Below are 23,954 nucleotides of genomic sequence, written 5' to 3'. Positions count from 1 at the left end.
GAGCGGCCGTTACGGCGCGCAGTGAAAGGGGAAACTATCGGGGTTCCGGTGTGCCCGTACCGGCCTTCCCACCGGGCCGGCTGGCGGCCACCAGGACGACCGTGATGCTGATCAGCAGCGACCATGCGCCGAATTTCTCCACGCCGACGGGCTGCCAGCCGTGGAGCTGGTATGGGTAGCGCCACGCGCCCACGTAGGTGGCGAGGTTCTCCGCCACCCACAGGAAGAAGCCGATCAGGACGAACGACAACGCCAGCGGCATGCGGCGGCGGACGCCGCGGACCGTGAACCGCGCGGAGGTGCCCGCGGTGACGGCCACCAGCAGTGCGGCCAACGGCCAGCGCGCATCGGGCAGCCAGTGATGGCTGAAGAAGTTGAGGTAGATGGCCGCGGCCACCGCCGCGGTCGCCCTGGGCCGGTAGCGGATCAGTTCAAGGTCGAAGAGATGCCAGGCCCGGCAGATGTAACTGCCGACGGCCGCGTAGAGGAATCCTCCGTACAGCGGTACGCCGGCGAACTTCAGCACGGCCGGCTCCGGGTAGCTCCATGAGCCCAGGGACACCTTCACCAGTTCGAAAGCCAGGCCGATGACGTGGCAGACGGTGATGACGGCGATGTCCCGCCCGGACTCCCAGCCGCGCAGCCAGAAGAGCAGGGTGAGCAGCACGCCGTAGACGACGAGCAGGTCGTACCGGGCCACCGGGAGGCCGGGCAGCAGGGTGGACACCGCCACCCCGGACAGAAGCGCGAGGGCGAAAGCGCAGGCTCGGGTCTGCGCCCAGGCGAAATCGAGCAACTGGCGAACCGATGAGGTGACAGGGCCGGTGAAGTACGCGCTGAAGCTGAACATGTCACGCGGAAGGACGAGCGCCCGCGTCCGGAAGGCTCCGGCGATCTCACGACGGCGCCGAGCGAGGGAGCCGTGTGCCGGTCATGGCTGGGGTCGGCTTCGCCTCAGGGTGTGGCCGGTGGGGCGGTCGGCCCTTCGTCGTCCGGGGTCGGCTCGGTCCGGGTGTAGAGGACCTCGCGGCCCTGTTCCGCCGCGCGGATGAGTCCTTCGCTGACGAAGTCGAGGAAGCGGGCGGCGTTTTCGAGGCGTGCGGCGGCCGGGGTGCCTCGGCCGAGGATCCCGACGCCCTGCCGCGCCGTCTCGATGAACTGGTCGTTGGCCCGGGCGCTGCGGATCATCGACTGGTACCAGAGGTCGTCGACGACGTAGCGCTCGCGGCGGCGTTCGTCGCGTTCCCGGCGGACGAGGTCCAGGCCTTCGAGGAACGTGATCGCTTTGGAGATGGAGGCCGGGCTGACCTGGAGGCGCTCGGCGAGTTCGGAGGCGGTGAGGCTGCCGGTGTCGGTGGTGTAGAGGCAGCCCAGCACCCGGGCCATCATCTTGGGCAGGCCCGAGGTCATGAAGACCGTGGTGAGGGTCTCCTGGTACGCGCGCACGGCTTCGGCGTCGCGTCCGTAGGGCTGCGGGAGCGCCCGCGCTCCCGGGGGCGCGGTCTGCCTGCGCCGGTGGGTGCGCTGCTGGGTGGCGCGGTGGGCCAGGTCGGCGCGGTAGCCGGTGGGGCCGCCGTTCCGCATCACCTCGCGTGTGATCGTGGAGGTCGGCCGGTCGAGGCGGCGGGCGATCTCGGCGTAGGCCAGGCCGTCGGCCAGTCCCGTCGCGATCTGCTGGCGCTCCTGCTGGGTGAGCCTGCCTCCCGGCATCACGACCCCCTTCATGCCCCACGGGTGCTCCATGGCGCTGCTCGATGTTCCCCGACGCCTCCACCATAGCGTTCACTTCCAATACATTGCAACGACCGATCGCTTGTCGTTGCGTTAAGCGGGAGAGCGTTGCAATGATTTCGACGCTGTGAGCTGCATAGATGGGGATTCTGAGCAATAGATCTGTTGCCACAAGTCAGAAAGCAACGTAGCTTTTCCAGTGTTCGGAAAGCAGAGAGCAGCACCCACAGAGGAGAGCACGATGCAGAAGTTCGACACCCCCGCCCCGATCTCCGCCGTCCTGGACATCCCCGCCGGACGCGTCCAGTTCATCGCCGCGCAGCGGACCGACACCTCGGTCGAGGTCCTGCCCGCCGACGCCTCCAAGAGCCGCGACGTCAAGGCGGCCGAGCAGACCACGGTCGACTACGCCGACGGCGTCCTGCACATCCGCACCGCCATGAAGAACCAGTACCTCGGCCCCTCCGGAGCCATCGAGGTGACGGTCAAGCTGCCCGCCGGATCCCGGATCGAGGCCAAGGCGGCCGCCGCCGAACTGCGCACCCTCGGCCGCCTCGGCGACGTCGCCTTCGACGGCGCCTACCGCCAGATCAAACTGGACGAGACCGCCGGCCTGCGCCTCACCGCCGTCGACGGCGACGTCGAGATCGGCCGGCTGAACGGCCCCGCCGAGATCAGCACCGCACGCGGCGACATCCGGATCACCGAGGCCGTACGCGGCACGGTCGTGCTCCGCAGCCAGTCCGGCGACATCACGGTCGGCGCCGCCACCGGTGTCTCGGCCACCCTCGACGCCGGCACCGCCTACGGCCGCGTCAGCAACGCCCTCAAGAACGACGGCACCGCCGAACTCGACATCCGCGCCACCACCTCCCACGGCGACATCACCGCCCGCAGTCTCTGAGCCGTGGCCCCACCGCGGGCCGGCAGGTCGCGCACGGTCTCACTGGCGGCTGACGTTCCTGGTCACGCCGGTGACGACCGTCGTGGCAAGGATCCAGCCGGTGATGATGAGGGCGTAGGACAGCGCCTGGTACCAGCCGTCCGGCGCGAAGGCGTCCTCCTGGCCGAAGGAGATGACGGGGAGCAGCAGGTCGAGGGTGTAGAAGACCGGGTTGAAGTGCGGGGCCTCGGACACCTTGAGCGGGCGGGGGTGGTGCAGGGCGTACGCGAGCGAACCGACGGCCAGCAGGGACAGCAGCCAGGCGCAGGCGCGCAGCGGACGGAAACCGTAGCCGACGGTGGCGTCCTGGGCGTAGCCCCACAGGCGGCCGTACCAGGCCCGGGTGCCCCGCAGACGGCGCTGCTTGGCGAGCTGGACGAGGCGGGCGGCGTGGTCGTCGCCCACCCGGCGGTAGGCGGCGGTCAACTGCTCGTAGTCGTGCGGGAGGTAGCCGTCGCCGTCGCGCTCCAGCATGGGCAGGCGGCGTTCGGCGGGTTCGTGCGGTGTGAGGTCGGTGTAGACGAGCCCGTTGAAAAGCACCTCCTCCGGCACCGCCTCCGGTTCCAGGAACAGCACCTCGATCTGGGCGCGGCGCAGATTCAGGGTGCCTTCCATGGGCGGGCCCTTGCGCAGCCAGAGTTCCCCGATGGCGCAGCTGCTCGCGCGCAGTGCGGCGTCGCCGGGGTTCGACAGGGTCGCGTAGGACAGGTCGAGCCGTCCGGTGATGCGGGCGCCCCGCAGGCCGATCCAGCCCTGTGTGCGGACGCCCCGCATGTGGAAGTCGCCTTCGACCAGGAGTGTCTGGGCGTCGAGGGCGAAGCTGCCGGGGTGACTCAGCCGTGCGTCGTCGAGGCTGGCCGAGCCGGCGATCGAGGTGCTGGTGAGGTCGACGGCGCCGTGTGTGCGGAGTCCGGGGGCCCGCAGATCCCCGCCGATGGCCGCGTGGTTGAGCAGGAGCGCGGGCTGCGTGGTGTCCGGTGCGGTGATCTCGGCCCGGTCCAGGAACAGCGTCCCGGTGATGTGTGTGCCGCCGAGCCGGACCTGGCCGGGGAACCGGCAGCCGGTCAGGTGCAGGTCGCCCTCCACGCGCAGGGCGGCGGCGGCCAGACCGGGCAGTACGGAACCGCTGAGGCTCAGGTGGCGGAGCCGGGAGGCGTACAGCTGGGGCACGTCCTCGAAGAAGCAGTCGCTCAGCCGTAAGGGATGGTCGATCACGCCGTACTGCAGGTCGAGTACGCCGGTGATGCGCGCGCCTCCCAGTCTGAGGGCCGGTATCTCCCCGTCCTCCGTCGGTCCGTTGAGGAGGAGGGCCCGTAACACGACCGCCCGGACCGTCCGGCCGGGTCCCCAGTCCGCCCCCTGGGCCGGGTCTTCGTCGTCCGAGGTGCGGAAGTCCACCTCCTCACCTCGGGCGAAGGCCCGCCAGACCCTCAGCTCGGCAGACGTGAGATCGTTTGTGTCCATCAGCCGGGACTCTGGCGTCACGTCCTGGCCCTGTCAACTCCCTTGTGCGCGCGGCGCGCAGGAGATGCCGCGGCGAGGGTTCGCCACCACACGCCCCCGGTTGCACTCCCGCTCGGTCGGCACGCGTCTTCACCGGCACGGCGCCACGGGACACAGTGTCCACAGCCGCCGAATCAGCAGCGTCGTGTGGGCCGGCGGCCACGGCCGGTCGTACGGCCCGGAAGGGAATTCCGCTATGGCCAATGGCGACCACGTCGTCCGTGGGTACTTCGGTCTCGGTGACCACGAGAGCGTCGTGCATGTGACCAGCGACAAGGACTTTCTGCTGTACATCTGGGCCCGGAACGTCGAAACCTCGCAAGGGGGCGTGCAGGTCCTGACGCCTCCGAGTCAGTTCCGGGGAAGCGGGTCGACCGGACCGCAGGACGGGCTGGTCCTGGACGTCCCCGCGCAGACGGGCATGACGCTCGGCTGTATCGGGGCGCAGGGCGGCGAGACCCTCGATGTCTCCAATGCCTTCGGCGCCAGGGTGACGGTGTTCCTGACCGTCACCACGGCACACGGCGCGACGGTGGCGATGACCAGCGAGTAGGGGTGCGGAAAGCACCCCTCGAAGGGGCCTGTGCAGGGCTCCGAGGGGTGCTCCCGGGTGTGCCGGGGGGCTCAGCTCACCCGGCCCTCCGTCGTCAGCTCGCGTTCCAGGGCGCGTTCGTACGCGCTCAGGGGGAGGTCGGGGCGCAGGCGTTCGGGGTGATGGGGCGGGGGGCCGGAGGGGTCGGGGTACAGGTCCGTCAGGGGGATCCAGACGTACATGCGGCCTGCCGCGACCAGGGTGCCGTAGATCACCTTCAGCACGCGCAGGACCGTTGTCGCCGTGGTGCTCCTCATGAGGTCACCACGGCGAGTCGTGGGGTGGCGGCGGTGGTCTCGTGGGCGGTGCGCGGGCCGGCGCCCCAGGTCCACAGGGCGGACAGCGCGACCGGGGAGGGGGTGTGGCCCTCGGTCCAGAGCCTGGCCGCCGCGGTGAGGACCGACTGGCGGTCGGCCTCCGCGGTGCCCGGGCGGCCCGGGAGCAGCGGTACGGCGGCGCTGGCACCCAGCCGCACCGCGCGGTGCCGGCGGGCGAAGGCGGTGAGGGTCTGCCTGGGGCCCGCCTCGATCAGCAGCATGTCGTCGGCGGCGAGCAGGGACTCCAGGGCCTGCTTGAAGTACACCGTGTCGGTGATCTGACGGGCCCAGAAGCGCGGACTGACCGCCTCTTCGGGACGCAGCAGCTCGCCGGTGTAGCCGGAGTACAACGGCAGTGTCGGCGGACGGAGGGGGATGTTCCGGTAGGCCTCCTCCACCGCCCGTGACGCGGGGGCCATCGCCGGGGAGTGGAAGGGGCTGGTCGCCGGTACGGTGACCACGGTCAGGCCGTCCGCACGCAGCGCCTGGGCGATCTCGGCGAGCGGCTCGGCCGAACCCGCCAGCATGGTCTGCTGGTTGGCGTTGACGGCGGCGATGGCCACGTCGTCGCGCAGGTAGGGGCGCAGGCGGTGTTCCTCCGCGGCGACCGCGAGCATGCCGCCGGGCGGGATCTTCACCGCCTCGCGGACGCGTTCCATGACCATGGCGACCGCGTCGGGCAGGGCGACGGCACCGGCGATGGTCGCGGCGACGAGTTCACCCGCGCTGTGCCCCAGCACGGCGGTGGGGCGCACTCCCCAGCCGATCACCATGCGGCCGAGCGCGTAGTCGACGGCGAACAGCAGCGGCTGGGCCCGGCGCACGTCGTCGACGGGGATGAGGGGCCGGCCGTCGGTGAGCCAGTCGGCGCGGATCCGCGGGCCCTCGGCGCCCATGTGGGCCAGGGCCGCGTCGAAGGCGGCGGTGAACACCGGCTCCCGTCCGTACAGGCCGGCCGCCATGGCGTGGTGCTGGGAGCCCTGGCCCGGGAAGAGCAGGGCGACGGGCCGGGGCCGCTTCGCGGTGACCGCCTGCGCCTTGTGCACCGCGGCGGCGGCCAGCGCGGCGACGGTGACGGCGGCGCCGCGCACCGGTCCGGGCTCGGTGCCGCACGGCACCACGGTGGGCAGTGCGGGGAACGCCTCGTGGTGCAGACCCGAGAGCAGGGGCAGCAGTTCGCCGCGCACCCGCTGCTCGTCCTGCTCGTCCCGGCCCGACCACAGCAGCAGCCGGTGCCGGCCCGGGTCGGTGGCGCGGTGTCCGTGGATCAGGGGCGTCAGCTCGGGCGCGGCGTCGGGGTCCGCGGTGGCGAGGCCGAGGACGCCGAGGACGGCGTCGCCGTCGGCCACCGCCTCCGCCGCGCGTTTGACCGCGTAGACCGTGATGGTCCCGGCCTCGGGCTCGTCGAAACCGGCGACGAGCGCGAAGTCGGCGGTTCCGTCGTGGAGTTCCTGGTGGGCCAGGCGCAGGGCGCGGCCGGGCGCCGAGGCGGTGCGCACCGCGAAGCCCTCGTGCTCGGGGGCGAGGGCGGGGTCCGGCGCGTGGGCACCGACGTAGACGACGGTCCGTACGGGCAGATCGCGGGGGGAGCGGCCGAAAGCACGCAGCACCGCGGAGACCGCGGCCGCCGACGCCGGCACGGGCGCCCTGTCCTCTCCGGCGGGACCCGGACGGACCATCAGCCTCCGGATCACCGCGCTGTCAGCCGTCAGCGGCATGGGTACCTCCTCGTGGGCCGCGGACCGCCGCGGCCGGTGGGGCAAGGATCGACAGGAAACCAGGGGTGGGGGGAGGAGTCGGGTCGGGGGGAAAGACCCGGGTCCGGGGGGAGTCGGGTCCGGGGGCAGGGGTCGAGGGGGTGCGGGTCGGGAGAGGAGTGCGGGCCGCCCCTGGCGGCGGGGGATCCGGAATCGGGGCGGCCCGCACCGTCCGGCTCAGGCCTCGCTGCCCTGGCCGGAGTTGATGAGCTCAAGCAGAGCACGGGGGGTCTCGGCGTCGACGACCGCGTCGTCCGGGACGCTGATGCCGTAGGTGCGCTGGACCTCGCCTATGACCTGCAGCAGGGCGAGCGAGTCGTAGCCGAGTTCCAGGAACGGGGTGTCGAGGACGTCGCCGTCCAGGTCGATGCCCTCCTCCTCGCCCGCGCTCTCGCGCAGCATCCGGGTCAGGTCGGCCAGGGTGACGGTGGTGCTCGTGGTGGTGGTCACGGTGGGTCCTCCGTTGGGTGATGTGTGTGGTGCCTGACTCAGGGTGTGACGAGGGATGTGGTGCGCGGTGGTCACGCCGTACGGCTGACGACGAGGGCCGCGTTGAAGCCGCCGTGACCGCGGGCGAGAACCAGGGCGTTGCGCAGGTCCGCCTCCCGGGGTGCCCCGGTGACCAGGTCGATCGGGTAGTCGGCGGCGGGGGCGTCGACACCCGCGGTGTGCGGGATGACCCCGTCGCGCAGAGCCAGCAGGGCGGTGGCCGCGTCGAGGGCGGCGCCGCCGGCGAGCAGCCGCCCGGTGGACGACTTGGGGGCGGTCACCGGTACGGCGCCCGGGCCGAACACCTCCGCCAGGGCCTCGGCCTCGGCGCGGTCCAGCTCCGGGACACCGGCGGCGTCGGCGAAGACGACGTCGATGTCGGCGGGGGCGAGCCCGGCGTCGGCGAGGGCGGTGCGGACGGCTCTGACCAGGCCCGGCGGGCGCCCGGAGCCGGGGGCGGGGTCGAGCGTGGCGGCGTACCCGGCGATCTCGCCGTAGACGTGGGACGCGCCGCGCGCGCGGGCCGCCGCGAGGTCCTCGGCCACCAGGATGGCGCCGCCCTCGCCGACCACGTATCCGCTCGCGTCGGCGGAGAAGGGCAGGAACGCCCGGGCCGGGTCCTGCTCGGTGCTCATCAGGCCGGCGGCGAGCTGCGGGACCCAGCCCCAGGGGCAGATGCCCGCGTCGACACCGCCGGAGACGACCGCCTGGAACCCCTTGCGGACATGGCGGCGGGCCTGGCCGATGGCGTCGATGCCGCCGGCCTGCTCGGTCAGCAGCACGCCGCTGGGGCCGCGCAGCTTGTGCCGGATGGAGATCTGGCCGGTGTTGACGGCGTAGAACCAGGCGAAGGACTGGTAGGCGCTGACGTGCTCCTTGCCCTTGCTCCACAGGTTCTGCAGCTCGCGCTGGCCGAACTCGACGGCGCCGCCGGACGCCGAAGTGACCGTGCCCATGCCGTACTCGGGCACGTCCCCGGTGTCGATGCCGGCGTCCTCCAGGGCCCACTCCGCGGCGGCCAGGGCGAGGCGGGTCATGTGGTCGGTCTGCGGCATGAGCCGGCTGGGGATGTGCTCCTCGGCGACGAACCCGGGCACCTCGCCGGCCAGCCGGGCCGGGTAGCGCGTGGCGTCGAACCGGGTGACCGGGCCGATGCCCGACTCGCCCGCCAGTGTCGCCTTCCAGTAGTCCTCGGTGCCCAGACCGTTGGGCGCGGCGATGCCGAGGCCGGTCACCACGGTCGTCGTGGTCATGCGATGCTCCTTTCCGGTCGCGCGAGGACCATCGCGCTCTGGAAGCCGCCGAAGCCGCTGCCCACGCTGAGAACGACGTCCGTCTGCTTCTCACGGGCGGTCAACGGGATGTAGTCGAGGTCGAGATCGGGGTCCGGCTCGTGCAGGTTCGCGGTGGGCGGCAGCACACCGTGCTCCATGGCGAGGGCGCAGGCGGCGATCTCCAGGGAGCCGATCGCGCCGAGCGAGTGCCCGATCATCGACTTGATGGAGCTGATCGCGGTCCGGTAGGCGTGCTCGCCCAGGCTGCGCTTGAACGCGCCCGTCTCGTGGCGGTCGTTCATCTTGGTGCCGGATCCGTGCGCGTTGATGTAGTCGATCGCGGACGGGTCGATCCGGGCCTCGGCGAGGGCGGCGTCGATGGCCTCGGACATCTCGCGGCCGTCCGGCTTGAGGCCGGTCATGTGGTACGCGTTGCAGCGCTGGGCGAAGCCCGCGATCTCGGCGTAGATGTGCGCTCCCCGGGCCCGGGCGCTCTCCAGCTCCTCCAGGACCAGGACGGCCGCGCCCTCCCCGAGGACCAGGCCGCTGCGGGTCCGGTCGAAGGGGCGGCAGGCGCTCTCGGGGGTGTCGTTGCGCGGGGTGGTGGCGAGGATCGCGTCGAAGCAGGCGGAGGTGATCGGGGAGATCGGGGCCTCGGTCGCGCCGGCGATCATGATGTCGCAGGTGCCCTCGCGGATCAGTTCCACCGCGTGGCCGAGCGAGTCCAGGCCCGAGGTGCAGCCGGTGGAGACCACGGCCGCGGGTCCCTCGGCGCCGGCCGCCTGGCCCACCTCGGCGGCCATGGAGCTGGGCACGAAGTGCCGGTAGAGCTGGGGAATCGCGTAGGTGTGGTCGACGAGCCACTCCCGGCCGCCGTCGCTGACCACCGCGTACTCGCGTTCCAGGCTGGTGGTGCAGCCGACCGCGCTGCCGAGCGAGGTGCCGATCCGGCCCGGGTCGAGGGCGGAGGTGTCGAGGCCGCTGTCGGCGAGCGCCTCACGGGTGGAGACGACCGCGAACTGCGCGGCCCGGTCCAGCCGGCGGGTCTCCTGCTGGGAGAGGCCGGCGGCCAGCGGGTCGAAGTCGCACTCGGCGGCGACCCGGGAGCGGAACTGGGAGGGGTCGTAGAAGGAGATGGTGCGGGTGGCGGTACGGCCTGCGGTGAGCAGATCCCAGTACTCCTTGACGCCGATCCCGCCAGGGGCCACGACGCCCAGTCCGGTGATGGCAACTCGACGCATCATCTACCTCGCCTTCGACGGGGCGGGGTGCTTCGCGCACTCCCTGCCGGATGGAACTGTGCGGGCCACTGTCGATCCCTTCGTCCGGAGCACTGCGGTGTCGCGGCGGCCGGGGCTGCCATGGATGCGGTCTCGCCCCGGCCGGCCGGCCCGGACGGCCGCCCGCTCGTGACGCGCCGCCGTATCCGGTGCATCCCATGGAACGGGCAGGTGCTCGACGGCCGCTCGTGTCCGCGTGGACGCCGTGTCCGCGCAGGTCAGGTGGGGAGATTGCCGTGCTTGCGGGCCGGTACTTCGGCCTTTTTGCCGCGCAGCATGGCCAGGGACCGGATCAGTACGGAACGGGTCTCGGCCGGCTCTATGACGTCGTCCACCAGGCCGCGTTCGGCGGCGTAGTAGGGGTGCATCAGCTCGGTCTTGTACTCCTTGATGCGCTGCGCCCGTACGGCCTCGGGGTCGTCGGAGGCGTTGATCTCCCGGCGGAAGATGACGTTCGCGGCGCCCTCGGCGCCCATCACGGCGATCTCGTTGGTCGGCCAGGCGAAGGACAGGTCGCAGCCGATGGACCGGGAGTCCATGACGATGTAGGCGCCGCCGTAGGCCTTGCGCAGCACCACGGAGATGCGGGGCACGGTGGCGTTGCAGTAGGCGTACAGCAGTTTCGCGCCGTGCCGGATGATGCCGTTGTGCTCCTGGTCGACGCCGGGCAGGAAGCCGGGCACGTCGACGAGGGTGACCAGCGGGATGTTGAAGGCGTCGCAGGTGGACACGAAGCGTGCGGCCTTCTCGCTGGCGTGGATGTCGAGCACACCGGCGAGCACGGCGGGCTGGTTGGCGACGATGCCGACGGTGTGCCCGTCGAGGCGGGCCAGCGCGCACACCACGTTGCGCGCCCAGGCCTCGTGGACCTCGAAGTACTCGCCGTCGTCGACGAGTTCCGCGATGACGTCACGGACGTCGTACGAGCGGCCCGGCTCGGCCGGTACGAGGTCGCACAGGGCCTCGGTGCTCCGGTCGGCGGGGTCGGCGCCCGGGGCCGCGGGCGGCAGCTCGCGGTTGTTGGAGGGCAGCAGCGAGATGAGGAAGCGTACGTCCTCCAGGCACTCGGTCTCGTCGTCGTAGGCGAAGTGGCAGACGCCTGAGGCGGTCGCGTGGGGTTCGGCGCCGCCGAGGCCGTTGTGGGTGATCTTCTCGCCGGTGACCGCCTGGACGACGTCGGGGCCGGTGATGAACATCTGGGCGGTCTCGCGCACCATGAACACGAAGTCGGTCAGGGCGGGGCTGTAGGCGGCGCCGCCGGCGCACGGGCCGAGCATCACGCTGATCTGCGGGATGACGCCGGAGGCGGCGACGTTGCGGCGGAAGATGCCGCCGTAGCCGGCGAGCGCGGTGACGCCTTCCTGGATGCGGGCGCCCGCGCCGTCGTTGAGCGACACCAGCGGTGCGCCGGCCGCCTCGGCCAGGTCCATCACCTTGTGCACCTTGGCGGCGTGCGCCTCGCCCAGCGCACCGGCGAAGACGCGGAAGTCATGGGCGTACGCGAAGACGGTACGGCCGTGGACCAGGCCCCAGCCGATGACCACGCCGTCGCCGTGGGGCTTCTTGTCCTCCAGGCCGAAGCCGGTGGCGCGGTGCCGGCGCAGCGGCTCGATCTCGGTGAAGGTGCCTTCGTCGAAGAGGACGGCCAGCCGTTCGTGGGCGGTGAGCTTGTTCTTCGCGTGCTGGCGCCGGGTGGCCTCGGGATCGGGGCCGCGGCTCACTTCCTCTTTGATCCGGCGCAGCTCCGCGGCGGCTCGGCGCAGGTCAGGGGCGGCTGTGGAGACCGTGAGGTCGTCGAGGATCGTCATCGGCCGAACGTAGGCCCGCCACCTCGAACCCGCCTCGAACCCGTCGCTGGTGCCGCACGTGCGGGCTGTGGTGGGCCGATCGCGCAGTTCCCCGCGCCCCTCAGGGAGCTGCGGCACCGCCGGCTTCAGGCCGTGTGCACGTGCGGGCTGTGGTGGGTCGATCGCGCAGTTCCCCGCGCCCCTCAAGGAGCTGCGACACCGCCGGCTTCAGATCGTGCGCGCCTGCCAGCCCTCGTGGGCCGATCGCGCAGTTCCCCGCGCCCCTCAAGGAGCTGCGACACCGCCGGCTTCAGGCCGTGTGCACGTGCGGGCCCTCGTGGGCCGATCCGGCAGTTCCCCGCCCCCTCAAAGGGTTCAGATCGTGCGCGCCTGCCAGCCCTCGTGGGCCGATCGCGCAGTTCCCCGCGCCCCTCAGGGAGTGCGGCACCGCCGGCTCCGTGGTGCTGCCGGCGCCGGCAGCCGATGTGCTTCACCGACGGGCTCGCCGGGCGGCCGGGGTGGGAAGGCGGGGGCGGTCGGCCTCGGTCGCGTGGGGGGTCGTCGGCGCGGGTGGCGGCCCACTTCGGCCATACGAGGCGTGCGCGCGGCCGGCCACGGGCAGGGGCGGGACACCCGGTCAGCCTCGTGGAGCAGGCGATCGACCCGGGCGCCGTCCACTGGAGGCGCAGACTCGGTCGGCCGTGCGGGTCAGCCCGCCGCCGTGGTGGGGACCTGGTGGAGCAGTTCGGCGTCCAGGGACGGGTCCGCCGAGAGGATCGACTGGTGCAGCCGCTGCAGTCCGGGCGACGGTTCGAGACCGAGCTCCTCGACGAGCGAGCCGCGCAGCCGCTGATAGGCCTCCAGGGCGCGCCAGGCCTTGTTGGAGCGGTGCAGCGCGGTCATCAGATGCGCGCAGAAGTTCTCGTGCATGGGGTGCTTGGCGACCAGCACCCGCAGTTCGGGCACGATCTCGGCGTGCCGCCCGAGGCGCAGATCGGCCTCGATGCGCAGCTCCAGCGCCGCCATGCGGTCCTCTTCGAGCCGCAGCGCCTCCAGTTCCAGGACGCTGCCGACGGGTACGTCCACGAGGGCCGGCCCCTGCCACAGGTCCAGTGCTCTGCGCAGCAGCTCCGCCGAGGTCCGGTAGTCGGTCGCCTCGTGGGCGTCCCGGCCGGAGGCACACAGCTGCTCGAACTCCTGGACGTCGATCTGCCCCGGCTGCACCTCCAGGAGGTAGCCGCCGTGCTGGGTGACCAGGATGTCCTTGGGCTGCCTGCTCTCGTCGCCCTCCAGGGCGGCGGATATCTTGCGCCTGAGCTGGAGGATGTAGGTCTGCAGGGTGGTGGCGGCACTGCGGGGTATGTCCTCGCCCCAGATCTCCTCCATCAGCGTCGGCACGGTGACGACGCGTCCGGTCTGCAGGGCGAGCAGGGCGAGAATCTGCCGTGGCTTGGCGGCACTCGGCACCACCGACACCCCGTTGAGTTCCGCCGTGAGCCGACCCAGTACCTTGATGTCCATGTGATCACTCTCCCGTCTCGCGCGGGCGGTGCCCGCCCCCGTCTTACGCGGGCGGTGCCGTCGGCCGAGGGACCGGCGGTCGCCGCCTCCCGAGCAAGGCAAAAGCTTCGCAGCAGCCGGGTTCGAGCCACAGTGCGCGGGTCATGAAGAGGCCTATGAAAATGTCATAGCGCGATGGTGACGCCCGCACTGTGCGGCTTGAAACCACGCCCCCCAGAATTCGAGTCGCGGGACAGCCGAACGGATTCCCGATTCGCAGCGCTTCTCAACACTCATGACTCTGGAGGGTTCCATGAGCACGTTGATCATCCCCGCGCCGGCCCGCCCGGCGGCAACGCCCCCGCAGTACCTCGACATCGCGCTCCTCACGGCCCGCGCCGGCCTCGAACCGGAACTGACCGAGCGCTACCTCACGGATCCGGTGTCCGTGCTCGCGGAGTTCGGACTCGCGGCGGCGGAGCCGGTGTATCTGGTGGGGGCCGGTCAGGGCACGCTGGTGATCGAGGACCTGGACGTGACGGACACCGGTGTCACCTACAGCACCAATCCCCCTATTTGCTGGCAGGACGCGCAGTACGACGCCGCCGCATCCGCCGCATGAGCAGATCTTCCGTACCCGTCACGGCACCGCAGGTGGGGTTCAAGCCCCACCTGCGCGTCGAGGTCGTCGGCGGTGAGGCTGTGTACCTGTTGTCGGAGCGCGGCACGACCGCCCTGCACGGCCCGCACGTCGAGGCCGTCGCCCCGCTGCTCGACGGGACCCGGACCCTGGAGGCCGTTCTCCAGGAGGCCGCGACCGTGATGGACGTCGGGGCGGCGGGCCGGACGATCGCCGCGCTCGCCCAGGCGCAGTTCATCGGCTATCGCGCTCCGTCGGCGGATGCGGCGGCGGAGGCGTACTGGGAACTGGCCGGTCTGAGCGGCTCGGGCGCCCAGGCGGCGCTGAGCGGCACGCCGGTGGAGGTCCTGGTGCTCGGCCGGGCGGACGCCGGCCCGATCCGCGAGGAGTGCCTCGCCTCCGGTCTCACGCTGGCCGCCGACGAGCGGTCCGCCGCGTTCACGCTGGTCGTGTGCGAGGACTACCTGGACCCGATGCTGGCCGGCGTGGACGCGCGACACCGAGCCGCGGGCCGGCCCTGGCTGCTGGCCAAGCCGTGCGGTGTCGAGGCCTGGGTGGGTCCGGTGTTCGGCGTCCCCGACGCAGCCTGCTGGTCGTGCCTCGCACACCGGTTGCGCGGGCATCGCGCCACTCAAGGGCCGGTGCAGCGGGTGCTCGGACTGCCCGGCCCGGTGCCGCTTCCGCGGGCCTATCTGGCGTCCGTCCGCGCGCTGGGGCTGCAGAGCGCCGTCCTGGAGACGATGAAGTGGGTCGCGGGGATGCGCTACGCGGAGCAGGCCGCCCTGTGCACGCTGGACACCCGCACGCTGCGCACGCGTCACCACGCGGTGGCCCGGCGCCCCCAGTGCCCCGAGTGCGGCGATCCCGGCCTGGTGGCGGCGGGCGTACGACGCCCGGTGTCCTTCGTCTCCCGGCTGAAGTCGGCCACGTCCGGCGGCGGTCACCGGGCCCTGTCCGCCGAAACGGTGCTGCGCCGCTACCGCCACCTCGTCGATCCGCTGACCGGAGTCGTACCGGAGCTGCGGTCGGCCCCGGGCACGCCGCCCGGCCTCAACCGCTATCTCTCCGGGCGCAACCCGGCGCTGCACGCCGACTCGCTCGCGGGGCTGCGGCACGGGCTGCGCAGTCACAGCGGCGGCAAGGGGACCACCCCGCTGGAGGCCGAGGTCGGTGCGCTGTGCGAGGCGGTCGAGCGCTACAGCGCGACCCGCCAGGGGGACGAGCCGGTCGTGGTGGACACCCTCGCGGGGCTCGGTGAGAGCGCGCTGCACCCCAACGCCTGCCAGCTCTACGCGGATCGGCAGTTCGCCCAGCGGGAACGCTGGAACCGCTCGGCCGCCGCGGCCCAGCACGTGCCCCCGGCCTTCGACCCCCACGCACCGACGGAATGGACACCGGTGTGGTCGGTGACCGCGGGGACCCACCGTCTGCTGCCCACGTCGATGCTCTACTTCGGTTCCGCGCCCGGCCGGCGGCCGTCGCCGATCGGGGCGGACTCCAACGGCAACGCGGCCGGCAGCAGTCTGGAGGACGCGGCCCTGCAGGGTTTCCTCGAAGTGGTCGAGCGTGACGCCGCGGGCCTGTGGTGGTACAACCGCACCCGGCAACCCGGCGTGGACCTGGACGCCTTCGACGAGCCGTGGCTCACCCAGGTGCGCACCGCCTACCGGCGGTTGGGACGCGAAATGTGGGTGCTCGACCTGACCACGGACTTCGGCATCCCCGTCATGGTGGCGGTCTCCTGCCGCAAGGGCGCGCTGTCCCCGCGTATTTGCTTCGGGTTCGGCGCGCATTTCGACCCGCGTACGGCGCTGCGCCGCGCGGTGACCGAGATGGCGCAGTTGCTCCCGCCACCCGAGGTGGAAGCGGAAGTGGGCGCCGCGTTCGGCTCCGTCCACCCGGAGCTGGCCTCCTGGTGGACCGGGGCGACTACCCGGAATCAGCCATATCTCGTACCCGACCCGGCCGAGTCGCCGCGCACCCCCGCAAGTTACGGGTGCGAACCACGGGAGGACCTGCTCGACGACCTGAGCGTGGCCGAGCGTCTGGTGCGGGAACGGGGCATGGAACTGCTGGTCCTCGACCAGACTCGGCCTGACGTGCGACTTCCCGTGGTGAAGGTGATCATCCCCGGGATGCGTCATTTCTGGGCGAGGTTCGCGCCGGGCCGCCTCTACGACATTCCTGTGACACTCGGTCGCATCGCGCGCGCGACGCGTTACGACGACCTGAACCCCATCGCGTTGTTCGTGTGAAACAGGCTAATTGCAGCCATCACTGGCCGCCGTTCAGTCGTGCCCATACCATGCCTTGCGCCATGTCCCCGGGCGAGGAGGTCACGATGCCGGACGCTTTCCGGCGAACGGAAAGTCCCGCGGATGCCGAGGTTTCCCCCCACACCTCGGTCCATCCGGCACTGGCTCCCCGCCTCGCCCGCGCGATCATGATCGTCGTCCTGTGCTGCTACTGCGCCATCGTCATCCTCAACGTGCTGACGTACGACACGTCGGGCACCGCCAAGTTCGTCATCTGCATCGGCGTCGTGCTGGTCGAGTTCGGCCTGCAGTTCACCCTCACCTCGCCCTCGGCACGCGCCTGGCCGCTACGGCGGCGCCTGGTCACCCTGGCGGCCCAAGCCGTCCTGACCTACCTGCCGGTCGTGTGGTTCGGCCTCAACTGGGGCAGCATGCAGGGACCGCTCGCGGCGACGATCCTGCTCACCCTGCCGAACCGCGTCGCCTGGCCGCTGTTCGGGCTCGTCCTCGTCGGCTCGCCCGTGTATCCGACGATCGAGCTGGGCGGGCTCTACGGCACGTACGTCGGCCTCTCCATCCTCCTCGGCGGCCTGGTCATCTACGGTCTGACCCGCCTCACCGACCTCGTACGCCAACTGCACGACACCCGTGAACAGTTGGCCCGCATGGCCGTCACCCAGGAACGGCTGCGCTTCGCCCGGGACCTGCACGACCTGCTCGGATACAGCCTGTCCACGATCACACTCAAGGGCGAGCTGGTCAGCCGGCTGATCGCCACCCGGCCGGAGCTGGCCTCGGACGAGACCACGTCCCTGCTGCTCGTCGCGCGCCAGGCCCTGGCCGACGTACGGCTCGTCTCGCGCGGCTACCGGGACATGTCGCTGCGCGACGAGGCGGAGTCGGCGGCGCAGGTGCTGATGTCGGCCGAGGTGCGCACGGAGGTCGACGTGCGGGTCGAACGGCTGCATCCTGTGGTCGACACGGTTCTCGCGACCGCGCTGAGGGAAGGAGTCACCAACATCCTCAGGCACAGCAAGGCCGAGATATGTACCATCAAGGCCACCAGCGGGACGGAAACGGTTTTGCTCACGTTGGTGAACGACGGAGTGGCGAACGGGGGGGAGCCCGACACGCGTTCCGGTGGCGGGAGCGGTCTGGGCAATCTGCGGACGAGGCTCACCAGCATCGGCGGGGAACTGACAGCCGGCGTCGACGAGGACGGCCTGTTCCGCCTCGTGGCCCGGGCCCCGCTCCAGCCGCGCAAGGGCGAGGCCCGCGCGGGCACGGGCGGCGACGCGCCGGACCCGGAGAGATCCGAAGCCTGAACAGGGCCGATCAGACAAGACACCGCTGCCTGGGGGAGGTAACAGGTGCCATCCATCACCGTCCTGCTCGCCGAGGACGTGCACATGATCCGCGGCGCGCTGGTCGCACTGCTGCAACTAGAGCCGGATCTCCGGGTCATCGCCACCGTGGACCGGGGCGACACGATCGTCAGCACCGCGCTCCGGGTGCGGCCCGACGTGGCGGTGATCGATGTCGACCTGCCGGGCATGGACGGCCTGACGGCCGCCGCCGACCTGCATGAACAGCTCCCCAGTTGCCGCTCCCTCATCCTCACCAGCCTGGGCAAGCCCGGCACCCTGCGCCGCGCCATGTCGGCTCATGTCTCCGGCTTCCTCCTGAAGGACTCCCCTCCGGACCAGCTGGCCTGCGCGGTGCGCTCCGTGGCGATGGGCGGACGGGTCGTCGACCCCCAACTGGCCCTGACCGCATGGGACTACCCGGACAATCCGCTGTCCCGCCGGGAGATGGAAGTGCTACGGCTGGCGGCCCGCGGAGCCGACGCCGCCGAGATCGCCGGCTGCCTGTACCTCACCAAGGGCACCGTCCGTAACTACCTCACCTCGATCGTCGGCAAGCTCGGCGCCCGCAACCGCGTCGACGCCATACGCATCGCCGAGGACGCCGGCTGGATCCCCTGAGCCGGCCGGGCCGGGCACCCCGCCGGTCACCCCGTACAGCGCGTCCAGCAGCCCCTCGTGCAGCGTCGTGCCCACCGAGACGTCCGACAGCTCCCCGAACCCGTCGTCGAACACCGCCACGCTGACCACATGGCTGCCGCCGACGGCGAAGGTCCCGAACGTCCAGCCGCCGTCGTCCGTGGCCGAGCCGTCGGGGCGGACCAGCCGGGCGCCGGAGGCCCCGAGCAGGGCGAAGCCGAACTCGGTGAAACGGAACCGCAGTCCCTGGCCGAGCGCCTTGCTGTACGCCTCCTTCAGCGTCCACAGCCGCACCATCGTGTCGTTGCGGGCGCTCTCCGTGCCCCGGTCGAGGTGCCGCTTCTCGAACGGGGTGCAGGCCTGCGCCTCGGAACCGGTGTGCGCCAGCCGGCGGTCGGCGCGCTCCACGTCGACGCCGATGCGGCCCCGGCGGGTGACGCCGACGACCATCGTCTCGTCGGTGTGGCTGAGGCTGATGTCGATCTGGTCCAGGCCACGCACATAGGGGCGCCCGCCCGGCAGATAGGCCACGTCGACCAGGTGCGGCAGCGTCTGCACGGCCGCCGCGGCGGTGTGCCGCAGAAACAGCCGGGACGCGAGGAAGCGCTGCCGCATGCCGGCCCGGGTGAGCTTCTCGTAACGGGCCCAGTCCCGGCCGAGGAGCAGGCGCAGGTCCGCCGCGCCGGGGTCCGGCTGCCAGCCGGGCATCCTGCCGTGCACCACGACACTGCCGGTGCGGACGAGTTCCTCGTGCACCCGCTCCCAGGGGCTGTCCGGTCCCGGCGCGAACACCGGCCGGCCGATCGTCGTCATCGGCTCACGCCCCGGCCAGCGCCGCCGCCAGCGGTCCCGCGTCGAGTGCCGAGATCACCCCGGCCAGGTCCACCGCGTCGCTCTCCGGGCCGCGGCACACCGCCAGGCAGGTCGGACCCTCGGTACCGCCCATCCGGCGCAGGAACGGCGTGAGCACCACCCGGGGCCCGATCTCCACCACATGGGTCGGCGTCTGCTGGGCGAGCATCGCCCGGGCGGCGTCGGCGAAGCGGACGGGGGAGGTGATCTGCTCGCTCCAGTACGCCCCGTAGAGCGGTTCGGTGGTCAGCCGGCCGTACAGGGTGGAGTAGAACGGCACCCGGGCGGCGCCGCCGGCGACCCGGCGGGCCACGGCGTCGAACTTCGGCACCATGGGCGCCATCAGCGGCGAGTGGAAGGGGTGGGTCACCGCCAGATGGCGGCAGGCGATGCCCCGGCTCTCCAGCTGCTCCTGGATGCGTTCGAGACCCTCGCGGTCGCCGGAGAGCACGGTGGCCTTGGCGGCGTTGATGGCGCTGATACCGACGCCGGGCTCGGCCGCGACCAGCTCGGCCGCCTCGAACGGGGCCGCGCAGGTGGCCATCATGCCGCCGTCGGAGGGCAGGTACTGCATGAAGGCGCCGCGCAGCGCGACCAGCTTGGCGGCGTCCGGCAGCGACAGCGCGCCCGCGACGGTGGCCGCCGCGAACTCCCCGATGCCGTGGCCCAGCACGGCGACCGGGGTCACGCCCTCCTCCCGCAGGGTCTGCGCCAGGGCGTACTCGACGGCGAACAGCGCGGGCTGGGTGAACGCGGTCTGGTGGATGCGCGGGTCGCTGCCGAGGATCAGCTCCACCACGGACGTACCGGTGTAGGGCAACAACTCGGCGGCGGCCTGGTCGAGATGGGCGCGGTAGCCGGTGCAGTTCCAGTACAGGCCGGAGGTCATGCCCGGGTGCTGGGAGCCCTGCCCGGTGAACACGAACGCCGCCCGCACCAGGCCGCCGCCCGCCGGACGCGGGTCGTGCTGGGCCATGAACCGGGCCAGCTCGCGCACGGTGGGGTAGGTCTCGATGTCGGTGGGGTCGACCACCGGCCCGAACTCCTCCTCGATGTCGCCGTACAGGCTGAGCGCGGCCACCGAGTCGAAGCCTCCGTACTGGTGGAACGGCACGTTCTCGTCCACCGGCACCCCGAGGTAGTGGGTGAGCCGCTCCGTGAGCCATTCGCGCTGGGCCGCGCCGAAGGAGTCGTCGTGTGTGTCGTCGTGCTGGGGTTCAGACATGGTCGGTGCTCCATCTCGGGCTCGGGTGGATACCTCCGCCGGCGGATCAGGCCAGCGCGGAGCCGTACAAGTCGTAGCTGCGGCGGCCGTGCAGGCGGTCCAGCGCCTCGGCGAGCACGCGCTGTTCGCACGCGGCGACGGGGCCGCCCCCGCCCGTCCGGTCCTCGGCCGGGTCGGGCAGGGGCAGGCCGAGGCGCCGGGCGAGGCGGTGGAGCACCGCGAACGCCCAGGCCGGGTCGGCCAGGAACGCGTCGGTCGGAGCGTTGGTCTGCTCGCGCCAGGTCCCCAGGCAGGCCGCCGCCGCCAGGACCAGGGTGTAGCGGTCGGCGAGCGCGAAGTTGCGCGGGCTGGCCAGCTCGGCCCGGTCGCCGGGATCGATCTCGCCGAACGCCTTGGCCAAGTCGCGCAGCTCACCGGTGAAGGCCTGGGCCAGCGAGCGCAGCAGCGGCCAGTCCTCGCGTCCCCGCTCGGTGAGGTCGGCCGACTCCAGCCAGGTGGTGCAGGCCACCAGGGTCGCGGCCAGCGGGTCGCTGCCGGAGAGCAAGGACAGCCGCGGCAGGTCCAGCGGGGGCAGGTCCTCGTGCGGCCGGAACAGCGCCCCGGGGGCCTCCCGTTCCGCGAACCAGGCGTGCCGGGCGAAGTGCGGCAGCTGCGGCAGGATGCTGACCTGGCGGCCCGCGCTGCCGGCGTGGCCGAGCGAGGTGACGGGCAGGTCGCGCAGCTGCTTCTGGAACATGCCGTACGTGCCGCTCACCGCGAAGCTCTCCTCGCCGAGCACCGCCGCCATCTCGTCCATCGTCTCGGCGGCGAGCCGCGGCGCGAGATAGGCCGCGGACGCCGCGTAGACGCTCATCTGGTGCGGCAGCAGATGCAGCGACCGGGTGGCGACCAGGGCCAGGCAGTCGATGAGCAGCAGGTCGAGGAAGGCGCCGGTGAGCACGTCGCGCACGTGCCGCACGTCGAGCGAGGAGCGGCCGTCGTCGCGGCGCCGGGTGGCGAAGGCGGCCACCGTGCGCAGCGCGGTGTCGACGCCGGCGAGCACGATCGACGGGATCAGGCCGCGGATCAGCAGCGAGGACCGCAGCGACAGTTCGTAACCGTCGCCGACACGGCCGAGCACCGCGCTGTCGGGCACGGTGCAGTCGGCGAAGGCGAGGCCGCCGAACTCGGCGCCGCGCATCCCGTTGGTGGAGTGCCGTCCGGTGTCGGTGATCCGGCCGTCGGCCAGGTCGGCGCGGTCCAGGAGCAGCACCGAGTGGCTGCGGCCGCCCGGGGCGGCCGAGGTGCGGGCGAAGACCACCAGGCCGCGGGACCGGCCCGCGTTGGCGATCGCGGTCTTGCTGCCGCTCACCGTCAGGCCGCCCCCGGGGGCGGGCCGGGCGGTCAGCTCGTCGCGGACGAAGTCGTTGCCGTGCGCCACCTCGTGCCGGGCGACGGCGACCCGGTCGCCGCCCAGCAGCAGCCGGGCAACCAGCCGGCGCTGCGCGTCACTGCCCGCGGTCCACACCGGCACCGCGGCGAAGAAGCAGCTCAGACCGTATCCGAAGCCCAGGGAGGCGTCCCGGCGGAACAGCGGGCGCAGCAGCCGGCCGAGGACGTCCATGCGTGTCAGCCGGCCGCCGAGTTCGGCGGGGACGAACTCGGCGTTCAGACCGAACGTGTCGAGCACCCGCTCGGCGCCGGCCACGGGCTCGCCCGCCGCGTCGGCGGCGAGCAGCGCCGCGGCGCCGAGCGGGTTCCGGGGGTCGTCCAGGGGGCCCAGGGCGGCCTCCAGGGCGTCGATACGGGTTTGCTCCGCGAGGTTTGCTGCGGAGGCGTCGTGGCTGGGCGCGCCGTTCCCCGCGCCCCTTTGGGGCACTGCCGTCGGCGGCATCTTTGGCGCACCGGGAGCTGCGGGGGGCGCACCGGGGGGTGCCGGGAGCGGGTGGTCGGCGGCTGCGGGCACCTCGTGGCTGGGCGCGCCGGTCCCCGCGCCCCTTTGGGGCGCTGCCGCTGCCGGCATCTTTGGCGCGCCGGGCGTTGTTGTCATCGGCGTTCCTTTCGTGGGGGGACGCTGTGCATCAGGCGCTCGACCTCCGGATCGACCCACTGGTGCAGCGCGGTCAGTTCGCCGTTGAGGAACATCCGGCGCATGGCGGCCCGCTCCAGCTTGCCGCTGGTGGTGCGCCGGACCGTGCCGGGGCGGACCAGGAGCACACCGCCCGGGGCCACGTCGTACTGCTCGCTCAGCCGCCGCTGCACGCCGGCGGTGAGTTCGGCCAGGTCGACGCCGTAGCGGCTGCGCGCCCGCAGTTCCTGGACCACGACGACGTGCTCGCGCTCACCGGGCACCCCGAAGGCGGTGCCGGAGCCGAACAGGGCGCTGACCTCGCGGACCGTGCGCTCCAGGTCCTGCGGATACAGGTTGCGTCCCGCCACCACGATGACGTCCTTGATCCGGCCGGTCACGCACAGCCGCCCGTCGATCAGCGCGCCGAGGTCACCCGTGCGCAGATAGCCGCCTTCGCCGTCCCTGATCCGCCCGTCGAAGGTGTCGGCGCTGTCCCTCGGGCTGCCCCAGTAGCCGGGCGCGACCGACTCGCCGCGCACCCATATCTCGCCGACCCGGCCGTCCTCCAGCGCCCTGCGGGTGTCGGGGTCGACGATGCGGACCTCGACGCCGGCGGGCCGGCCGCAGGACACGGCCGCGCGCTCGGGCTCGGCGGCGCCCGGCGGCCCGGGCAGGGTGTGGGTGCCGAACGCGCAGGTGGTGCGGTCCCCGGCGACGAGCAGCGTGGCCTCGGCCAGACCGTAGGCGGCCACGAGCGCCTCGGCGCGCAGCCCCGCGGGGGCGAACCGGTCGGCGAAGGCGCGCATGACGGCGGAGTTGACGGGTTCACCGCCGCTCACCGCGACCTGCCAGCCCGAGAGGTCGAGCCCGGCGAGCTGGCTGTCGTTGACGCGGCGCACGCACAGGTCGTAGGCGAAGTCGGGGGCGCCGCTCACGGTGAGCCCGTAGCGCGAGATGGTCTCCAGCCAGTGGGCCGGGCGCTTGGCGAAGGCGACCGGGGAGAGCAGGACGGCGGTACCGCCGAGCCACAGGGCGTGCAGCAGCTGGCCGATCAGGCCCATGTCGTGGTGCAGCGGCAGCCATCCGCCGATCCTGCCGCCGGGCACGGTGCCGAGCGCCGTGTGGATCGCCCGGTGGTTGGCGAGCAGTGCGCGGTGGGTCACGATCACGCCGCGCGGCTCGCGGGTCGAACCGGAGGTGTACTGCAGGAACGCCACGTCGTCGGGCTCCTGCCGCGGCGGCCGCCACGGTTCCCCGCCGTCGGTGCCGTCGCTGCCCGGCACGCCCTCCGGGACGTCGGCGTCGGTGGGGATGCAGGTGACCCGCCCGTGCCCGGTGCGGGCCAGCAGCTGGGTGACGTCGAGGGCCTCCGCGAGCGAGGTGAGCACACAGCCGGCGCCGGAGTCCTTCACGATGCCCGCGACGCGTTCCTCGGGCCGGCCGAGGGCGCCGAGCGGCGCGGCGGGCACCGCGATCACCCCCGCGTACAGGCAGGCGAGGAAGCCGATGCCGAACAGGCTGGGTGACTGGTGCAGGAGCAGGACCCGCTCGCCGGGCGCGGCGTGGCGTCCGATGCGGGCGGCCACGGTGCGGGCGGCCCGGTCGAGTTCGGCGTACGAGAGCGTCTCCGGCAGCAGCGCTCCGTCCCGCTCGGTGAGGACGATCAGCGCCTCACGGTCGGGTGACTCGGCGACTCTGCCCCGCACGATGTCGGTGAATGTCCGGTGGCCGGTCAACGCCCTCCCCTTTCGGTGTC

The 23,954-nt window shown here is 72.4% G+C and carries 19 protein-coding genes and 1 pseudogene; 6 read left to right on the top strand and 14 right to left on the bottom strand.

Annotated features, from left to right (window positions below):
• Positions 1-34: 34 nt before the first annotated feature.
• Together IO33_RS0127025 and IO33_RS0127020 are read right to left on the bottom strand one after the other, a co-directional pair.
• On the bottom strand, positions 35-850 hold the full coding sequence (locus IO33_RS0127025) for a DUF817 domain-containing protein (protein WP_031169561.1): 816 nt from the start codon (positions 848-850) through the stop codon (positions 35-37).
• A gap of 104 nt (positions 851-954) precedes the next feature.
• Entirely contained in the window at positions 955-1,710 is a 756-nt protein-coding gene (locus IO33_RS0127020; RefSeq protein ID WP_037686092.1) for a GbsR/MarR family transcriptional regulator, read from the bottom strand.
• 262 nt (positions 1,711-1,972) lie between these two features.
• On the opposite strand from IO33_RS0127020, the gene IO33_RS0127015 reads away from it, so the two are divergent.
• The gene (locus IO33_RS0127015; RefSeq protein ID WP_031169557.1) at positions 1,973-2,635 is read left to right on the top strand and encodes a DUF4097 family beta strand repeat-containing protein; all 663 of its coding nucleotides are present in this window, start codon (positions 1,973-1,975) and stop codon (positions 2,633-2,635) included.
• A gap of 39 nt (positions 2,636-2,674) precedes the next feature.
• On the opposite strand, the gene IO33_RS0127010 is transcribed toward IO33_RS0127015, so the two are convergent.
• Positions 2,675-4,138: a hypothetical protein gene (locus tag IO33_RS0127010; protein ID WP_031169555.1), complete on the bottom strand. Its 1,464-nt coding sequence runs from the start codon at positions 4,136-4,138 to the stop codon at positions 2,675-2,677.
• Between the two features lie 235 nt (positions 4,139-4,373).
• On the opposite strand from IO33_RS0127010, the gene IO33_RS0127005 reads away from it, so the two are divergent.
• Positions 4,374-4,730, top strand: a complete 357-nt coding sequence (locus tag IO33_RS0127005; protein ID WP_031169553.1) for a hypothetical protein — start codon at positions 4,374-4,376, stop codon at positions 4,728-4,730.
• Between the two features lie 71 nt (positions 4,731-4,801).
• Here IO33_RS0127005 and IO33_RS0127000 read toward each other — a convergent pair whose 3' ends face one another.
• The 7 genes from IO33_RS0127000 to IO33_RS0126970 all read right to left on the bottom strand — a co-directional run bounded on the left by IO33_RS0127000 (position 4,802) and on the right by IO33_RS0126970 (position 13,194).
• The gene (locus IO33_RS0127000) at positions 4,802-5,026 is read right to left on the bottom strand and encodes a DUF6059 family protein (protein ID WP_157857908.1); all 225 of its coding nucleotides are present in this window, start codon (positions 5,024-5,026) and stop codon (positions 4,802-4,804) included.
• Complete coding sequence (locus tag IO33_RS52730; RefSeq protein ID WP_063765787.1) at positions 5,023-6,804, bottom strand: acyltransferase domain-containing protein; 1,782 nt, start codon at positions 6,802-6,804, stop codon at positions 5,023-5,025. The genes IO33_RS0127000 and IO33_RS52730 overlap by 4 nt, the downstream gene beginning before the upstream one ends.
• A gap of 216 nt (positions 6,805-7,020) precedes the next feature.
• Positions 7,021-7,245, bottom strand: a complete 225-nt coding sequence (locus tag IO33_RS0126990; RefSeq protein ID WP_051926997.1) for an acyl carrier protein — start codon at positions 7,243-7,245, stop codon at positions 7,021-7,023.
• A 119-nt stretch (positions 7,246-7,364) separates the two neighbouring features.
• The gene (locus tag IO33_RS0126985; RefSeq protein ID WP_031169546.1) at positions 7,365-8,585 is read right to left on the bottom strand and encodes a ketosynthase chain-length factor; all 1,221 of its coding nucleotides are present in this window, start codon (positions 8,583-8,585) and stop codon (positions 7,365-7,367) included.
• Entirely contained in the window at positions 8,582-9,847 is a 1,266-nt protein-coding gene (locus IO33_RS0126980) for a beta-ketoacyl-[acyl-carrier-protein] synthase family protein (protein ID WP_078963914.1), read from the bottom strand. Before IO33_RS0126980 ends, IO33_RS0126985 begins: the two co-directional genes overlap by 4 nt.
• Positions 9,848-10,104: 257 nt before the next feature.
• On the bottom strand, positions 10,105-11,694 hold the full coding sequence (locus tag IO33_RS0126975) for an acyl-CoA carboxylase subunit beta (protein ID WP_031169542.1): 1,590 nt from the start codon (positions 11,692-11,694) through the stop codon (positions 10,105-10,107).
• Positions 11,695-12,381: 687 nt separating this feature from the next.
• Positions 12,382-13,194, bottom strand: a complete 813-nt coding sequence (locus IO33_RS0126970) for an AfsR/SARP family transcriptional regulator (protein WP_031169540.1) — start codon at positions 13,192-13,194, stop codon at positions 12,382-12,384.
• A 292-nt stretch (positions 13,195-13,486) separates the two neighbouring features.
• Here IO33_RS0126970 and IO33_RS0126965 point away from each other — a divergent pair, with 292 nt between their 5' ends.
• The 4 genes from IO33_RS0126965 to IO33_RS47780 all read left to right on the top strand — a co-directional run bounded on the left by IO33_RS0126965 (position 13,487) and on the right by IO33_RS47780 (position 18,053).
• Positions 13,487-13,795 carry a hypothetical protein gene (locus IO33_RS0126965; protein WP_031169538.1) on the top strand — a complete coding sequence of 103 codons (309 nt, stop codon included), beginning with the start codon at positions 13,487-13,489 and terminating at the stop codon, positions 13,793-13,795.
• The gene (locus IO33_RS0126960) at positions 13,792-16,068 is read left to right on the top strand and encodes a TOMM precursor leader peptide-binding protein (protein ID WP_031169537.1); all 2,277 of its coding nucleotides are present in this window, start codon (positions 13,792-13,794) and stop codon (positions 16,066-16,068) included. The genes IO33_RS0126965 and IO33_RS0126960 overlap by 4 nt, the downstream gene beginning before the upstream one ends.
• Before the next feature lie 86 nt (positions 16,069-16,154).
• The gene (locus tag IO33_RS0126955; protein ID WP_245235896.1) at positions 16,155-17,393 is read left to right on the top strand and encodes a sensor histidine kinase; all 1,239 of its coding nucleotides are present in this window, start codon (positions 16,155-16,157) and stop codon (positions 17,391-17,393) included.
• Positions 17,394-17,438: 45 nt separating this feature from the next.
• Positions 17,439-18,053: a response regulator transcription factor gene (locus tag IO33_RS47780; protein WP_078963912.1), complete on the top strand. Its 615-nt coding sequence runs from the start codon at positions 17,439-17,441 to the stop codon at positions 18,051-18,053.
• 210 nt (positions 18,054-18,263) lie between these two features.
• Here the strand turns inward: IO33_RS47780 and IO33_RS52725 are convergent.
• The 4 genes and pseudogenes from IO33_RS52725 to IO33_RS0126930 all read right to left on the bottom strand — a co-directional run.
• A pseudogene (locus IO33_RS52725) lies at positions 18,264-18,521 on the bottom strand (4'-phosphopantetheinyl transferase family protein); the annotation flags it as partial.
• Positions 18,522-18,888: 367 nt separating this feature from the next.
• Positions 18,889-20,148, bottom strand: a complete 1,260-nt coding sequence (locus IO33_RS0126940) for an acyltransferase domain-containing protein (RefSeq protein ID WP_031169529.1) — start codon at positions 20,146-20,148, stop codon at positions 18,889-18,891.
• A 46-nt stretch (positions 20,149-20,194) separates the two neighbouring features.
• Positions 20,195-22,021, bottom strand: a complete 1,827-nt coding sequence (locus IO33_RS0126935; protein WP_031169528.1) for an acyl-CoA dehydrogenase family protein — start codon at positions 22,019-22,021, stop codon at positions 20,195-20,197.
• Between the two features lie 152 nt (positions 22,022-22,173).
• Positions 22,174-23,934 (bottom strand): fatty acyl-AMP ligase, encoded by a 1,761-nt coding sequence (locus IO33_RS0126930; RefSeq protein ID WP_037686005.1) that lies wholly within the window; start codon positions 23,932-23,934, stop codon positions 22,174-22,176.
• Positions 23,935-23,954: the final 20 nt, after the last annotated feature.

The sequence above is a fragment of the Streptomyces durhamensis genome (assembly GCF_000725475.1).
Taxonomy (GTDB): Bacteria; Actinomycetota; Actinomycetes; order Streptomycetales; family Streptomycetaceae; genus Streptomyces; species Streptomyces filipinensis.
This window is presented reverse-complemented; position numbering and strand designations above follow the sequence as displayed.

Bases quoted from the DNA above. Each gene is read 5' to 3' on its own strand.
- IO33_RS0127025 (WP_031169561.1), bottom strand. From the start codon at position 850: ATGTTCAGCTTCAGCGCGTACTTCACCGGCCCTGTCACCTCATCGGTT.
- IO33_RS0127020 (WP_037686092.1), bottom strand. From the start codon at position 1,710: ATGCCGGGAGGCAGGCTCACCCAGCAGGAGCGCCAGCAGATCGCGACG.
- IO33_RS0127015 (WP_031169557.1), top strand. From the start codon at position 1,973: ATGCAGAAGTTCGACACCCCCGCCCCGATCTCCGCCGTCCTGGACATC.
- IO33_RS0127010 (WP_031169555.1), bottom strand. From the start codon at position 4,138: ATGGACACAAACGATCTCACGTCTGCCGAGCTGAGGGTCTGGCGGGCC.
- IO33_RS0127005 (WP_031169553.1), top strand. From the start codon at position 4,374: ATGGCCAATGGCGACCACGTCGTCCGTGGGTACTTCGGTCTCGGTGAC.
- IO33_RS0127000 (WP_157857908.1), bottom strand. From the start codon at position 5,026: ATGAGGAGCACCACGGCGACAACGGTCCTGCGCGTGCTGAAGGTGATC.
- IO33_RS52730 (WP_063765787.1), bottom strand. From the start codon at position 6,804: ATGCCGCTGACGGCTGACAGCGCGGTGATCCGGAGGCTGATGGTCCGT.
- IO33_RS0126990 (WP_051926997.1), bottom strand. From the start codon at position 7,245: ATGCTGCGCGAGAGCGCGGGCGAGGAGGAGGGCATCGACCTGGACGGC.
- IO33_RS0126985 (WP_031169546.1), bottom strand. From the start codon at position 8,585: ATGACCACGACGACCGTGGTGACCGGCCTCGGCATCGCCGCGCCCAAC.
- IO33_RS0126980 (WP_078963914.1), bottom strand. From the start codon at position 9,847: ATGCGTCGAGTTGCCATCACCGGACTGGGCGTCGTGGCCCCTGGCGGG.
- IO33_RS0126975 (WP_031169542.1), bottom strand. From the start codon at position 11,694: ATGACGATCCTCGACGACCTCACGGTCTCCACAGCCGCCCCTGACCTG.
- IO33_RS0126970 (WP_031169540.1), bottom strand. From the start codon at position 13,194: ATGGACATCAAGGTACTGGGTCGGCTCACGGCGGAACTCAACGGGGTG.
- IO33_RS0126965 (WP_031169538.1), top strand. From the start codon at position 13,487: ATGAGCACGTTGATCATCCCCGCGCCGGCCCGCCCGGCGGCAACGCCC.
- IO33_RS0126960 (WP_031169537.1), top strand. From the start codon at position 13,792: ATGAGCAGATCTTCCGTACCCGTCACGGCACCGCAGGTGGGGTTCAAG.
- IO33_RS0126955 (WP_245235896.1), top strand. From the start codon at position 16,155: ATGCCGGACGCTTTCCGGCGAACGGAAAGTCCCGCGGATGCCGAGGTT.
- IO33_RS0126940 (WP_031169529.1), bottom strand. From the start codon at position 20,148: ATGTCTGAACCCCAGCACGACGACACACACGACGACTCCTTCGGCGCG.
- IO33_RS0126935 (WP_031169528.1), bottom strand. From the start codon at position 22,021: ATGCCGCCGACGGCAGTGCCCCAAAGGGGCGCGGGGAACGGCGCGCCC.